12 protein-coding genes are annotated in these 14,123 nt (G+C 61.1%); 6 read left to right on the forward strand and 6 right to left on the reverse strand.

Annotation, left to right across the window (positions count from 1 at the left end):
- Window positions 1-209 precede the first annotated feature (209 nt).
- The 3 genes from ACZ5SR_RS12715 to ACZ5SR_RS12725 are packed head-to-tail and all read left to right on the forward strand — an operon-like array spanning window position 210 to window position 3,111.
- Complete coding sequence (locus ACZ5SR_RS12715; protein ID WP_464449023.1) at window positions 210-1,337, forward strand: aromatic ring-hydroxylating oxygenase subunit alpha; 1,128 nt, start codon at window positions 210-212, stop codon at window positions 1,335-1,337.
- A gap of 13 nt (window positions 1,338-1,350) precedes the next feature.
- Window positions 1,351-2,238 carry a DMT family transporter gene (locus ACZ5SR_RS12720; RefSeq protein WP_464449024.1) on the forward strand — a complete coding sequence of 296 codons (888 nt, stop codon included), beginning with the start codon at window positions 1,351-1,353 and terminating at the stop codon, window positions 2,236-2,238.
- 15 nt (window positions 2,239-2,253) lie between these two features.
- Window positions 2,254-3,111 (forward strand): sulfurtransferase, encoded by an 858-nt coding sequence (locus ACZ5SR_RS12725; protein ID WP_464449025.1) that lies wholly within the window; start codon window positions 2,254-2,256, stop codon window positions 3,109-3,111.
- Window positions 3,112-3,120: 9 nt separating this feature from the next.
- Here the strand turns inward: ACZ5SR_RS12725 and ACZ5SR_RS12730 are convergent, their stop codons facing one another.
- Window positions 3,121-3,972, reverse strand: coding sequence for a ZIP family metal transporter (locus ACZ5SR_RS12730; protein WP_464451050.1), 852 nt, complete (start codon window positions 3,970-3,972; stop codon window positions 3,121-3,123).
- 67 nt (window positions 3,973-4,039) lie between these two features.
- On the reverse strand, window positions 4,040-4,936 hold the full coding sequence (locus ACZ5SR_RS12735; RefSeq protein ID WP_464449026.1) for a dienelactone hydrolase family protein: 897 nt from the start codon (window positions 4,934-4,936) through the stop codon (window positions 4,040-4,042).
- A gap of 90 nt (window positions 4,937-5,026) precedes the next feature.
- Between ACZ5SR_RS12735 and ACZ5SR_RS12740 the strand changes: the two genes are divergently transcribed.
- Complete coding sequence (locus tag ACZ5SR_RS12740; protein WP_464449027.1) at window positions 5,027-5,701, forward strand: glutathione S-transferase; 675 nt, start codon at window positions 5,027-5,029, stop codon at window positions 5,699-5,701.
- Between the two features lie 89 nt (window positions 5,702-5,790).
- Here the strand turns inward: ACZ5SR_RS12740 and polA are convergent, their stop codons facing one another.
- The gene (gene polA, locus ACZ5SR_RS12745) at window positions 5,791-8,667 is read right to left on the reverse strand and encodes a DNA polymerase I (RefSeq protein WP_464449028.1); all 2,877 of its coding nucleotides are present in this window, start codon (window positions 8,665-8,667) and stop codon (window positions 5,791-5,793) included.
- Window positions 8,668-8,707: 40 nt separating this feature from the next.
- On the reverse strand, window positions 8,708-9,154 hold the full coding sequence (locus ACZ5SR_RS12750) for an SRPBCC family protein (protein WP_464449029.1): 447 nt from the start codon (window positions 9,152-9,154) through the stop codon (window positions 8,708-8,710).
- Window positions 9,155-9,287: 133 nt separating this feature from the next.
- Between ACZ5SR_RS12750 and ACZ5SR_RS12755 the strand changes: the two genes are divergently transcribed.
- Both ACZ5SR_RS12755 and ACZ5SR_RS12760 read left to right on the forward strand, forming a co-directional pair.
- Complete coding sequence (locus tag ACZ5SR_RS12755; protein WP_464449030.1) at window positions 9,288-10,250, forward strand: homoserine kinase; 963 nt, start codon at window positions 9,288-9,290, stop codon at window positions 10,248-10,250.
- A gap of 5 nt (window positions 10,251-10,255) precedes the next feature.
- On the forward strand, window positions 10,256-11,056 hold the full coding sequence (locus tag ACZ5SR_RS12760; protein WP_464449031.1) for a BPSS1780 family membrane protein: 801 nt from the start codon (window positions 10,256-10,258) through the stop codon (window positions 11,054-11,056).
- 5 nt (window positions 11,057-11,061) lie between these two features.
- Here the strand turns inward: ACZ5SR_RS12760 and ACZ5SR_RS12765 are convergent, their stop codons facing one another.
- Window positions 11,062-11,538: an FKBP-type peptidyl-prolyl cis-trans isomerase gene (locus ACZ5SR_RS12765; protein ID WP_464449032.1), complete on the reverse strand. Its 477-nt coding sequence runs from the start codon at window positions 11,536-11,538 to the stop codon at window positions 11,062-11,064.
- 25 nt (window positions 11,539-11,563) lie between these two features.
- Window positions 11,564-13,987: a UvrD-helicase domain-containing protein gene (locus tag ACZ5SR_RS12770; protein ID WP_464449033.1), complete on the reverse strand. Its 2,424-nt coding sequence runs from the start codon at window positions 13,985-13,987 to the stop codon at window positions 11,564-11,566.
- Window positions 13,988-14,123 lie beyond the last annotated feature (136 nt).

Raw genomic sequence — 14,123 nt, forward strand, 5'->3', positions numbered from 1 at the left:
GACGGACATGGGCAGCCACCAGGCACCTGCTCAACCGGAGACCCTGAATTTATCAAGGCTTGTGAAGTCACGACCAACAGAGGCACCCCCCGGGGTAGAATCTCGGTTCATCGGCAGGGTCACCCCTGTCATTTTTTTGCGCGGTTTTCCTTGAATTCAGCGCTTTGTCCCTGCCCCTTCATAGGGGGAGTCTCTAGGTCAGGTCACCCATGTCTGATTTAAGTCTTCAACTGCAGCAGGCCGCAAGCCAACTACCAGTTTCCACTTATTTCGATGAAGCGCTGTTTCAGCGCGAATTGAACACGCTCTTCCGGCAAGGCCCCCGCTACGTGGGTCACCAGCTGGCGGTCCCTAACCCGGGCGACTATTACGCCCTGCCCCACGAGGGCGAAGGCCGCGCTTTGGTGCGCAACGCCCAAGGCGGGGTCGAGCTCGTCTCGAACGTGTGCCGCCACCGTCAGGCCGTCATGTTGAACGGTCGGGGCAATTTGCAAACCCAACAAAAGGGTAGCGCTGGCGGCAACATCGTTTGCCCCCTGCACCGCTGGACCTACTCGCCCAAAGGGGAGCTCCTGGGCGCACCCCATTTTTCGCACGACCCTTGCCTGAACCTGAACAACTACAAGTTGCAGGAATGGAACGGCCTGCTCTTTGAAGACAACGGCCGCGACATTGCCGCCGACCTGGCCAACATGGGGCCACGTTCGCAACTCAATTTCGACGGCTATGCCCTGGACCGGGTGGAGTTGCACGAGTGCAACTACAACTGGAAGACCTTCATTGAAGTCTATTTAGAGGACTACCACGTCGGCCCCTTCCATCCGGGACTGGGCCAGTTCGTCACCTGCGACGACCTGAGCTGGGAATTCAAGGAACACTACTCGGTGCAGACCGTGGGCGTGTCGGGCGGCTTTGGCAAGCCCGGCTCTGACGCTTACAAAACATGGCACGAAGTGCTGCTCAAATACCGCAATGGCCAACTCCCCGAGCGCGGCGCGATCTGGCTGACCTACTACCCCCACATCATGGTCGAGTGGTACCCGCATGTGCTCACCGTGTCGACCTTGCACCCGATCAGCCCGACCAAGACGCTGAACATGGTGGAGTTTTACTACCCCGAAGAAATCGTGGCCTTCGAGCGCGAATTCGTCGAGGCGCAGCAAGCGGCCTACATGGAAACCTGCATCGAGGACGACGAAATCGCCGAGCGCATGGACGCGGGACGCAAAGCCCTGCTCGCACGCGGCGACAACGAAGTCGGCCCTTACCAGAGCCCCATGGAAGACGGCATGCAGCACTTCCACGAGTGGTACCGTCGCCAGATGAGCACCCTCTGAACCCAAGGCGAAGATGCAAGCCTCCTGGATGATCCTGGCATCCTTGTTCTTCTCCACGATGGGCGTGTGCATCAAATACGCATCGGCCCACTTCCATACTTTTGAACTGGTTTTTTTCCGGGGTCTGATCGGTGTGATCTTCATGGCCAGCTTGTGCCGAATACAGGGTGTTCCCTTGCGCACGCCGATTCCCATGATGCATGTCTGGCGTTCGGTGGTCGGTGTCACTTCACTGGCCGCCTGGTTTTATGCCATTGCCCACCTGCCACTGGCCACCGCCATGACGCTCAATTACATGAGCGGCATCTGGGTGGCGGTTTTTCTGGTGGGCGGCACCTTGGTCATGGGCAGACTGCAAGAAGCCACCCGGCAAGGCCCCATCGTGCTGACGGTGATCGCAGGTTTCGGCGGCGTCATCTTGCTGCTGCGCCCCACCATCGAACAAGACCAATTGTTTGCCGGTCTCATCGGTCTGCTCTCGGGCTTGATCGCTGCACTGGCCTACATTCAAGTGGCTGCGTTGGGGCGACTGAACGAACCCGAAGCCCGCACCGTGTTTTATTTTTCGGTGGGCACCACCGTGGTGGGCGCGGTGCTGATGCTCGTCACCGGCATGAGTCCATGGGTTTGGCCCAGCTTGCTGTGGTTGCTGCCGGTGGGTGTGCTGGCGGCGTTGGGCCAACTGTGCATGACCAAGGCTTACAGCCGAGGCTCCACCCTGGTGGTGGCCAATCTGCAGTATTCGGGTATCGTCTTTGGTGCCTTGTTTGGCCTGATGCTGTTTGGTGAGCACATCCCCCTCATGGGCTGGCTGGGCATCGCCCTGATCATGGCCAGCGGCATCGCCTCCACCATCTTGCGCAACCGAGCCCTGCCCCGCGCCCCAGCCGAAGACCATTGAACGGAGACCTTTGTCATGTACCCCTTGTTGATCACCGCCCCCCAACTGCAAGCCCTAAAGGCCCAAGGCACACCTTGCGCCGTGTTGGACTGCAGCTTTGACCTGATGAAACCCGAGCTGGCCGATGGCTTTTTTACCAGCGAACGCATCGCAGCGGCTTTGCCCGCCCATATGGACAAGGATCTGAGCACGCACCAGCCGGGCCAGGCTGTCAACGGCGGACGACACCCCTTGCCGCAGCGCGAGATCGTGGCGCAGTGGCTGGGGAGTCTGGGCATTCACAACGGCATGCAAATCGTGGTGTACGACCGCAACAAAAGCCAATACTGCGGGCGCTTGTGGTGGATGCTCAAGTGGCTGGGCCACGAGGCCGTGGCCGTGCTCGATGGCGGTCTTCAAGCTTGGAAGGACGCTGGAGGGGCCTTGGATTCAGGGCTTGCCACGCCAGCAGCACCCGCTCGTTTTGAGCTGAAACCGCCACTGCGCCAGCTGGTGCTGACCGATGCGGTCTCGGCCGCTTTGGGCCAACCCACCCAAACCGTGGTCGACGCCCGTGCCGGTGCCCGCTACCGGGGCGAGGTGGAGCCCCTGGACCCGGTGGCTGGTCACATTCCGGGTGCTTTGAACCGTCCTTTTACTGAGAACTTCACCGAAGACGGCCGTTTCAAAAACCCCGCGCAACTGAAAGCGGAATGGACCCAGGTGCTGGCGGGTCGACCTGCCAGCAGCGTGGTACACCACTGCGGCAGCGGCGTGACGGCCGTGCCCAATATTCTGGCCATGGAGTTGGCCGGTTTCGGGCCCACTGCGCTCTATGCGGGCAGCTGGAGCGAATGGTGCCGTACCCCTGGCCTGCCCTGCGCCAAAGGCTGAACGCCAAGTTCAGTGCTGGTGCCCTGCCAAGGCGCTGACGATGACCACCATGCCGATGCCCACGGCCAGCCACAAAATTTGTGCGGCTGTTTCGCGCGCAGACAGGCGTTTTTGCAATTGGGGAATCAGGTCGGCCAAGGCCACATAAACAAAGCTGCTGCTGGCCACGACCAGAAAAAAGGGCAGCCAGTCGTGCAGGGCGTCGACCAGCACATAGCCCACCGCGCCGCCCAAAGCGGTGATGGCCCCGGCCATAGAGACCTTGAGGATGGCGGCTTTTCGGCTGCTGCTGCCACGGCGCAACACCGCCAGATCGCCCATGTGGTGAGGGATTTCGTGAGCCAGCACGGCCAGGGCGGCGATCACACCCAAACGCATGTCGGCGATGAAGGCCGATGCGATGAGGATGCCATCGCCAAAGCAATGCACGCTGTCTCCCGCCAACACGGCCCATTGACCACGGGGTGGCTCGCCATCGGCGGGGGTGTTGTGCGCATGACCATGGTGCGTTTGATGGGCATCGCGGTCGTGGTCGTGGTCGTGGTGCGCGTGATCGTGATCGTGATCGTGATCGTGACCATGCGCATGTTCATGCCCGTGGTGCCACAATTCGGCCTTGTCGAGCAAGAAGAAAAAAACCAATCCCAACAGCAAGGTCAAAAACAACTCGTGCGCCCCGGCCTCACTCTCAAAGGCCTCTGGCAAAAGATGCAAAAACGAGGTGGCCATCAAGGCCCCGGCGGCCAGGCTCAGCATGTGCTGGGTGTAGCGGCTGAGCACGCCAAAACTCAGCCAAGCGGCCACCCAGACGCTGCCAATGCCCGCCACCAAAGTGCCCACCAAAATCGCCAATAAAGTCATCATGTTTCCCGGAGTGCCCTGCACTCCATAAGAAACCGCCCCGAAGGGCGGTCTCTGCGTTCAAAAATCAGGCCACACCCTGGCGTTTGAGCCAGGCCAGCAAGCGTTGCCAGCCGTCTTCAGCAGGCCCCTTGCGGTAGCTGCCACGGTAATCGGCGTGAAAAGCGTGCGGGGCCTCAGGATAAACCACAAACTCACTGGCTTTGGCCGCTGCAGGCCCTTGCGCCAAGGCTTCTTTCATCTTATCAACCGTGTCAAGCGGGATGCCGGTGTCAGCTGCGCCATACAAACCCAACACCGGAGCCTTGAGCTGGCCCACCAAGGCCAAGGGGTGTGCGGGCGTTTGCGCCGTGGCATTGCCCACGAGTCGGCCGTACCAAGCCACACCCGCCTTCAGCTTGGGCTGGTGCGCGGCATACAACCAAGTGATGCGCCCGCCCCAGCAAAAGCCGGTGATCGCGAGTTTGTCGGTGTTGCCACCATTCGCAGCCGCCCAGGCCACGCAGGCGTCCAGGTCGCCCATGACTTGTGCATCGGGCACCTTGGCAATGATTTCAGACTGCAGCTTGGCCAGTTCGCCGTATTCGTTGGGGTCGCCCTGGCGCACAAACAGCTCGGGGGCGATGGCCAAGTAGCCGGCCTGGGCCAGGCGACGGGTGACGTCGGCGATGTACTCGTGCACGCCAAAAATCTCGGAGATCACCAGCACCACCGGCAAACCGGTCTTGCCCGCCGGCGCGCTGCGGTAGGCGGGCATCTTGAAACCATTCACATCGATGGTCACTTCGCCCGTCACCAGGCCCGTCACCGGCGTTTTGATGGCGGTCTGCGCCATGATGGGCATGGCCGCAGCGGCATAGCCCACACCCAAAGCTGCTTGCAGGGCCACGCGGCGGGTGGTGCCCGTGGAATCCACACGGCCACCCAAAAGGGCTTGGGCATCGTTGATCAGGTCGTTGTTCAAGGCAGGTCTCCGTCTGTGAAAAATAAGAGGGGGCTTATCTTGGCACAGTCGCAACAGGCTTGCACAAAGACTGCGATTTACACTGCCATCATGCCCAACACCCTGGCCGCCCCTGCGCCATCACCCTCGCCTGTTTTGTACTCGTTTCGCCGCTGCCCCTACGCCATGCGGTCCCGGCTGGCCCTGTACGTCAGCGGCATCGCTCACGAACACCGCGAAGTGGTGCTGAAGAACAAACCTGCCCACTTGCTGGCCTTGTCGCCCAAGGGCACGGTGCCCGTACTGTGGCTGCCCGAGGCGGCGGGAGGCCAGGTGCTGGAGCAGAGTCTGGACATCATGCTGTGGGCCCTGCGCCAGCACGACCCGCTGGGCTGGCTGCCTGCGTCGGATGCGGGCATGGCCGATGCGCTGGCCCTGATCGCGCACAACGACGGGCCTTTCAAGCAGCAGCTGGACCGCTACAAATACCCCAACCGCTCAGGCTTGGACAGTGGCACCGCCGACCGCGATGAGGCGACTATTTGGTTGCGCACGCTGGATGCGCGGCTTCGAGCGCAAGCTTTTTTGGCTGGCGAGCACTTCGGCTTGACCGATGCGGCCATCGCCCCTTTTGTGCGCCAATTCGCCCACACCGACCCAGGCTGGTTTGCGGCGCAGCACTGGCCTGCGCTGGCGAAGTGGCTGGCCGGTTTTGAGGCCTCTGAGCTGTTCGCGGCCATCATGCAAAAGCATGCAGCCTGGGAAGAACCGGCACCCATTTTGTAGGAGCCAACCCCTGGGCGATTGGCGACGAGCGATCGGCAGTGGTCTGACAAGGCTTTCGCGGCGAGGGCGCTGCTCCCACAAAAAGAGACTCAGTGCGCCTGTTCCCAATTTGGGCCAAAGCCCACTTCGGCGAGCAGGGGCACCTTCAAGTCGGCCACACCGGCCATGATGCGCGGCACTTCGGTACGCACCCATTCCACTTCTGACTCGGGCACCTCGAACACCAGTTCGTCGTGCACCTGCATGATGACTTTGGTGGCCTTGCCTTGTTCGTCCAGCGCTTTTTGCACCGCCACCATGCTCAGTTTGATCAGGTCGGCCGCCGTGCCCTGCATGGGCGCGTTGATGGCGGCACGTTCGGCCCCGGCGCGGCGCGGGCCGTTGGGGCTGTTGATCTCGGGCAGCACCAGGCGGCGGCCAAACACGGTCTCCACATAGCCCATCGCCTTGGCCTGTTCGCGGGTCGCGTCCATGTAGTGCTTGACCCCGGCAAAACGCTCAAAGTAGCGGGTGATGTAGTTCTTGGCTGCGGTGTTGTCGATGCCCAAAGCCTTGGCCAAACCAAACGCGCTCATGCCGTAAATCAGGCCAAAGTTGATGGTTTTGGCGTAGCGCCGCTGCTCACTGCTCACGGTGTCGGGCGTGGCGCCAAACACCTCGGCCGCTGTGGCTTTGTGCACGTCCAGGCCTTCGTGGAAGGCCTTGAGCAAAGCCGGGTCGTCGCTCAGGTGCGCCATGATGCGCAGCTCGATCTGGCTGTAGTCGGCGCTGGCAATCACGCAGCCCGCAGGGGCCACAAAGGCCTCACGCACTTTGCGCCCTTCGGCGGTGCGCACCGGGATGTTTTGCAGGTTCGGCTCGTTGCTCGACAAGCGGCCCGTCACAGCCACCGCTTGCGCGTAATGCGTGTGCACACGCCCCGTGCGAGGCAAGGCCAGCTGCGCCAGCTTGTCGGTGTAGGTGCCTTTGAGTTTGGAGAGGCTGCGGTGCTCCAGGATTCGGGCGGGCAGCGGGTAGTCTTCGGCCAGTTTTTCCAGCACCTCTTCGTCGGTGCTGCGTGCGCCCGTAGCGGTTTTCTTGATGACGGGCAGGCCCAGCTTGTCAAAAAAGATCTCGCCCAGCTGCTTGGGGCTGGCCAGGTTGAAAGGCTGGCCTGCAATTTCGTAGGCTTCGGTTTCGAGTTGCACAATGCGCTCGCCCAGCGCCTGGCTTTGCGCGGCCAGGGTTGGCGCGTCAATCAGCACGCCATTGCGCTCGATGCGGTACAGCGATTCGCTGGTCTTGATTTCGAGGTCGTAAACATATTTGAGCCCCGCATGGGCTTCGATCTGCGGCCACAAAGCCAGATGCACATCCAAGCACTGGTCCGAGTCTTCGCACGAATAGTGCGCCGCTTTGTCCACGTCCACCTGCGCAAACGGGATTTGGTGCGCGCCCTTGCCGCACAGGTCTTCATAGGTCACGCCCCGGCGGCCCACATGGCGCTCGGCCAGGCTGGAGAGGCCGTGCGGCTTGTGCACTTCGAGCACATAGCTTTCCAGCATGGTGTCGTGCGCATAGCCCTGCACCTCGATGCCGTGGTTGGCGAACACATGGCGGTCGTATTTGATGTTCTGGCCCAGCTTGTGGCGGGCAGGGTTTTCGAGCCAGGGCTTGAGTTTGGCCAGCACATCGGTCAGCGGCAGCTGCTCGGGCGCACCGGGGCCGTTGTGGGCCAGCGGAATGTAAGCCGCCTCGCCGGGCGTGACGCTCAGCGAAATGCCCACGATCTCGGCGCGCATGGCGTCAAGTGAAGTGGTTTCGGTGTCGATGGCGGTGAGCGGAGATTGTTCGATTCGAGCCAGCCATGTTTCGAACGCGGCCCAGTCCAGCACCGTGTCGTATTTCAAGTCACCCTGCACGGCGCTGGCGGCACTGTCCAACTCGGGCAATGCCGCAGGTTGATCTTCTTGAGCCGAGCCAAACAAATCGCCCATGCCCGTGTCTTTGGGCTTGCTCGCTTTGGCCTTGGGGGCGGGCGCTGGCACAGCCCCGCCCATCGACTGCACCAGCCCCTTGAAGCCATAGGTCTGGTAAAAATTCAGCAGCTTGTCTTTGTCGGGCGCGTGCAGGTGCAAACTGGCCAACGACGGCAAATCGGGCACCCAGCCGTTCAAGTCGCAATCGGTTTTCATGGTCACCAGGGCCCGGCCCTTGGGCAGCCAGTCCACCGCTTGGCGCAGGTTCTCGCCCGCCACGCCCTTGATGTCGTGCGCGTTTTCCATCAGCTTGTCGAGCGAGCCGTATTCCATCAGCCATTTGGCAGCGGTCTTGGGGCCGACTTTGGCCACGCCGGGCACGTTGTCCACTGTGTCGCCCACCAATGTTTGGTAATCGATCATCAGCGAAGGCGGCACGCCAAACTCGGCGGTGACGCCGGCCACATCGCGCACCTTGCCGTTCATGGTGTCGATGATGGTGATGTGCTCGTTGACCAACTGGCTCAAATCCTTGTCGCCGCTCGACACCGTCACCGTGATGCCCTGCTGCGCGGCCACATGCGCCAGCGTGGCGATCACGTCGTCGGCTTCCACACCGGGCACATCCAGCACGGTCCAGCCCATCAGGCGCACCAGTTCATGGATCGGCTCGATCTGCGTGCGCAAATCGTCGGGCATGGGGCTGCGGTTGGCTTTGTACTCGGGATACAGCGCGTCACGGAAAGTGGGGCCTTTGGCGTCGAACACGCAAGCCGCATAGACGGCCGGCACATCCTTGCGCAGCCGCTCCATCATGTTGATCATGCCGCGAATGGCGCCGGTGGCGGCGCTCGTCGGGTCGCCCGGCACGGCCCGCAGGTCGGGCATGGCATGGAAGGCGCGGTACAGGTAGCTGGAGCCGTCGACCAGCAGCAAGCTGGGTTTCGCCGTGGTAGGGGCGGTGCTTGGGGCCGTGTCGGGGGCGGTGTCAGTTGTGTTTTCGCTCATCCCCCGATTGTGCCCGCCTGTGACATCCCGGACGGCAGTGTCAACCCGGAATCTCGGGCTCCACCAAAAGGGCCAGTTGCGCCAGCGACTCCTGCCACCCGAGGTAACACATCTCCAGCGGAATTGCGTCCGGAATGCCCTTTTGCTCAATGCTGAGTTCTGTGCCACACAGCACGGGCTTGAGCCGCACGGTCACCTCCAGAACGCCCGGCAAATTCGGGTCTTCAAACTGGTCGGTGTAGCGAATCAGCGTATCGGGCACCAGCTCGAGGTACTCGCCGCCAAACGAATGGGCGTTGCCCGACGAAAAATGGTGAAACGACATGCGAAACGTGCCACCCACATGCGGTGCCATGTGGTGAACTTGGCAGGTAAAACCATAAGGCGGGAGCCATTTGCTCATCGCTTCAGCTTCCAAAAAGGCCCGGTAGACCTTGTCTGGCGTGGTTTTGAGCACCCTGTGAAGGCGAACAGTGCTGTCGGACATGGGCAACTCCTGCAATCATGTATCAAAAGCATAAGTTAACACGCAGATCACGCCTCAAGCTCACCACCCTGCCCCGCCTACAATCTCCCCTTTGTCCCATTACAGGCCTTATTTCAGGCCAGCGATTGCAACCATGGCGGTATTCACCGAAGTCTCTGAAGCCCAGGCCAACGACCTGATGCAAGCCCTGAATTTGGGTCAGCTCACTGCTTTGCGCGGCATCGAGGGCGGCATTGAAAACACCAACTACTTCGCGACCACCACCGAAGGTGAGTACGTGCTCACCCTGTTCGAGCGCCTGACACACGAGCAACTGCCGTTTTACCTGTTTCTGATGAAACACCTGGCTGGGCGCGGCATCCCGGTGCCTGACCCGGCGGCCAACCGCGACGGCGATGTGCTGCACACGCTGTGCGGCAAACCCGCCGCCGTGGTCAACAAGCTCGCAGGCAAAAGCCAGCTGCAACCTCAGGCCGTGCACTGCGCGGCTGTGGGCGACATGCTGGCGCGCATGCACCTGGCGGGGGCAGACTACAACCGAAATCAACCCAATTTGCGCGGCCTGCCTTGGTGGAACGAGACGGTACCTGTGGTGCTGCCGTACCTCGATGCGCCCCAAGCCGCCTTGCTGCGCAGCGAACTGGCTTACCAGAACCACATCGCCGAAGGCGCGGCCTACGCTGGCCTGCACCGAGGCCCGGTGCATGCCGACCTGTTCCGTGACAACGTGATGTTTGACGGCGAGCAACTGACCGGTTTTTTTGACTTTTACTTTGCAGGTGTGGACACCTGGCTGTTTGACTTGGCCGTGTGCCTGAACGACTGGTGCATCGACTTGCCCAGCGGCGTGCACGACGCCGAACGTGCCCAGGCCATGGTGCGCGCCTACAACCAGGTGCGCCCCTTGAGCGCTGCCGAACGCGAATTGTTGCCTGCCCTTTTGCGCGCAGGGGCTTTGCGTTTTTGGATTTCGCGTCTGTGGGACTACCATCTGCCCCGCGAAGCGGCCATGCTCACGCCGCACGACCCGACCCATTTCGAGCGCGTTTTGCGCGGTCGGGTGCAACAGCCCATTTCCCTGACTGACCTCGTCTGAACACCATGAACCTGCAAATCGTTCCAGCCCGTGCCGGCCTCAAGTGGGTCCGTCAGGGCATGAGCACTTTTTGGCGTCAGCCGCTGGCCATGTCGGGCCTGTTCTTTTTATTCATGGCCACGGTCTCCGTTGTTTCCATCGTGCCTTTCATCGGCAGCGCATTGGCATTGATCGTCCTGCCCGCGCTCACCTTGGGCATGATGGCCGCGACCCAGACCGCTACCGAAGGCAAGTTCCCCATGCCAGGCGTGCTGTTTGCCGCCTTCAAGGCCGGACCACATCGCCAAGCCATGTTCCATTTAGGGGGGCTGTACGCGCTGATTTTTTTGGTGGTCATGGGCGCCTCGGCCTTGGTCGACGGCGGCACCTTTGCCAATGTTTATTTTGGCGGCCAAGCCATGACGCCCGAGGTGGTCACGGCCGACTCCTTCCAGAACGCCTTGTGGGTGTCCATGCTGTTTTATGTGCCGCTGTCCATGATGTTCTGGCACGCACCAGCCCTGGTGCATTGGTATGGTTTGCCCGCCGTCAAAAGCCTGTTTTTCAGCTTCATAGCGTGCTGGCGCAACCTCAAGGCTTTCACCGTTTATGTGTTCGCCTGGGGTGTGATTTTCATGTTGGCGGGCGTCTTGGCACTGGTCATCACCAGCCTCATGGGCGATCCTGACCTGATGACGGCCACCTTCATGCCCTTGGCATTGATGGTGGCAGCCATGTTCTTCACATCCATGCTGTTCTCGGTACGCGACTGTTTCTCGACCGATGTCTACGACGAGCCACCCGCCAGCGCGGATCGGCCCGACTGAGCGACTCAGTGGTGGTGGCCGTGCGCACCGTGTGAGTGGCGGTGCGTCACCTCTTCGGCTGAGGCCGCCCGCACTTCCATCACCTTCAGGCTCAGCGTCAGGTGCTGTCCGGCCCAAGGATGGTTGCCGTCCAGGATCACCTGATCCCCTTTGATTTTGAGCACGTTGAACACCTGCTCGTGACCATCGGGCGTGCGTCCACGCAACTGACCGCCCACCTTCACGCCGGGCGGGAACTCGCTTTTGGGGATGGTCTGCACCAAGCTTTCATCGCGCTCACCAAAAGCGTCGGCCGGGGCCAACTTCAAGGTGGTGGCAAAGCCCACTTCTTGGCCTTCGAGCGCGGCTTCGATTTTGGGAAAAGTGTTGTCGTAGCCGCCGTGCAAATACGAAGTGGGCTCATTCGCCTTGTCCAGCAACTGGCCTTGGGCGTTGGTCACTTTGTACTGCATGGTGACGACGGTGTTTTGGGCGATTTTCATGGGAACTTTCAGAACAGGAACTGGTTTAAACCACCGTGAGTTTAGCCACGCTCAGCGCCAGCCATTTCACCCCGTGGCGAGGGAAGTTAACCTGGGCACGGGCATCGGCACCGACGCCCTCAACAGCCAAGACTTTGCCCTCACCGAACTTGGTGTGAAACACCTGTTTGCCGGCTGAGATGCCGTGTTCGGGCGCGGCTTTTTGGACCGGTACAGGCGGGCTTTTGTAGGTTTCGGTACTCAAGCTGCTCTGACCCCAAGCGGGTCGAGCATGGCGGTTGAATGCTGGCGTTTGTGGCCAGCCACCTGAACCGCCCGAAGCACCGCCCCCACCGCCTGCGCTGCCCAAGTTCGAGAAGCCGCCGTTTTTGGGCGTGACCCACTTCAGGCACTCTTCTGGCAACTCTTCCAGAAAGCGGCTTTTCAGGTTGTAGCGCGTCTGCCCGTGCAGCATGCGGGTTTGCGAATGGCTGAGGTACAGGCGCTTGCGGGCGCGGGTGATGGCCACGTACATCAATCGGCGCTCTTCCTCCAGCCCATCAAAGTCGTTCATCGCGTTTTCGTGCGGAAACAGGCCTTCTTCCAGGCCGGTGATGAACACCGCATCAAACTCCAAGCCCTTGCTGGCGTGCACTGTCATGAGCTGCACCGCGTCTTCGCCCGCTTGGGCTTGGTTGTCACCCGCCTCCAGCGAGGCGTGGGTCAAGAAAGCCGCCAGCGGGCTCATGATCACGCCGTCTTCGCTGAACTCGTCGATAGTGCCCAGGTCTGATGCAGGTGCAGCGCTCAAGCCCTGGCTCGCTGGGCTTTGCCCCAGGCCTGAGGTGCCTTGCGGCAGGGCCACCGCACTGCGGCCAAAGCCTTCTTGCGTGACAAAACTCTCGGCGGCGTTGACCAGTTCTTCCAAGTTTTCCACCCGGTCGGCGCCTTCTTTTTCGGTGCGGTAGTGGTTCACCAAGCCGGTCTTGTCCAGCACCAAGTCAATGATCTCGCGCAGCGTCATGCCCTCGGTCTGCTCACGCAGCACGTCGACCATGGCCACAAAGGCCGCCAAATTGGCCCCGGCCTTGCCGGTGGTGGCGCTCACCGCGTCGTGCAGCGAGCAGCCTGCGGCTCGCGCCGCGTCTTGCAATTGCTCCACGCTGCGCGCCCCGATGCCGCGTGGCGGAAAGTTGACCACCCGCAAAAAGCTGGTGTCGTCGTTGGGGTTCTCCATCAGGCGCAAATAGGCCAGCGCGTGCTTGATCTCGGCGCGCTCAAAAAAGCGCAAACCGCCATACACCCGGTACGGGAACCCGGCGTTGAACAGCGCGGTTTCCAGCACCCGGCTTTGGGCGTTGCTGCGGTACAGCAGCGCCACTTCCTTGCGCTCAAAACCGTCTTGTTTGACCAACTGGCGCAGCTCTTCAATCAACCACTGCGCCTCGGCAAAGTCAGAAGGCGACTCCACTACCCGCACCGGCTCGCCCGCGCCTTGGTCTGTGCGCAGGGTTTTGCCCAAGCGGGTCTTGTTGTGGCTGATCAGGTGGTTGGCCGAATCCAGGATGTTGCTGAAGCTGCGGTAGTTTTGCTCCAGCTTGATTTGATGCTTGACCTGAAACTCGCGCACAAAGTCGGCCATATTGCCCACCCGCGCACCCCGGAAGGCGTAAATGCTCTGGTCGTCGTCGCCCACGGCCAAAATCGCACATTCACCCCCCTCACCCGGCAAACCCGCCAGCTGCTTGAGCCAAGCGTATTGCAGCTTGTTGGTGTCCTGAAACTCGTCCACCAAAATGTGCCGAAAACGGCGGCGGTAGTGCTCGCGCACATGCACGTTGTCACGCAATAGCTCATACGAGCGCAGCATCAGCTCGCCAAAATCCACCACGCCCTCGCGCAGGCATTGCTCTTCGTACAGCTGGTACAGCTCCACCTTGCGGCGGGTCTCGTCGTCGCGCACCGGCACATCGCCGGGGCGCTGGCCGTCTTCTTTGCAGCCCGAAATGAAATACTGCACCTGCTTGGGCGGAAAGCGGTCTTCGTCCACATTGAACTGCTTGCACAGCCGCTTAACAGCCGACAACTGGTCTTGTGTGTCCAAAATCTGAAAGGTCTGCGGCAAACCCGCCAGCTGAAAATGCGCCCGCAAAAAACGGTTGCACAGACCATGGAAGGTGCCAATCCACATGGCATTCACGTTCACCGGCAGCATGGACTGCAAACGCAGCTTCATCTCTTTGGCGGCTTTGTTGGTGAAGGTCACCGCCAAGATGCCACCGGGCGAGACCTGCGAGGTCTGCAACAGCCAAGCGATGCGCGTGGTCAGAACACGCGTTTTGCCAGAACCGGCCCCCGCCAAGATCAAAGCGTGCTCGGCGGGCAAGGCCACCGCACGGTGCTGCTCGTCGTTGAGCTGAGCAAGCAAAGGCGAAGAGTGTGCCGCAGGATCGGAAAAGGGAGACATCATCCCAGTGATTGTAGAAAGGTCCGCAAGCAACCCATGAGTCATGACTTAGCCATCGTTGCAGATCATTGCAGAAGCCGAAAACCTAAGGCAAACCCTAGCCATCTGGGTGTAATACTGTATTTACAGCAGACTTGCT

The sequence above is a fragment of the Limnohabitans sp. TEGF002 genome (assembly GCF_055395845.1).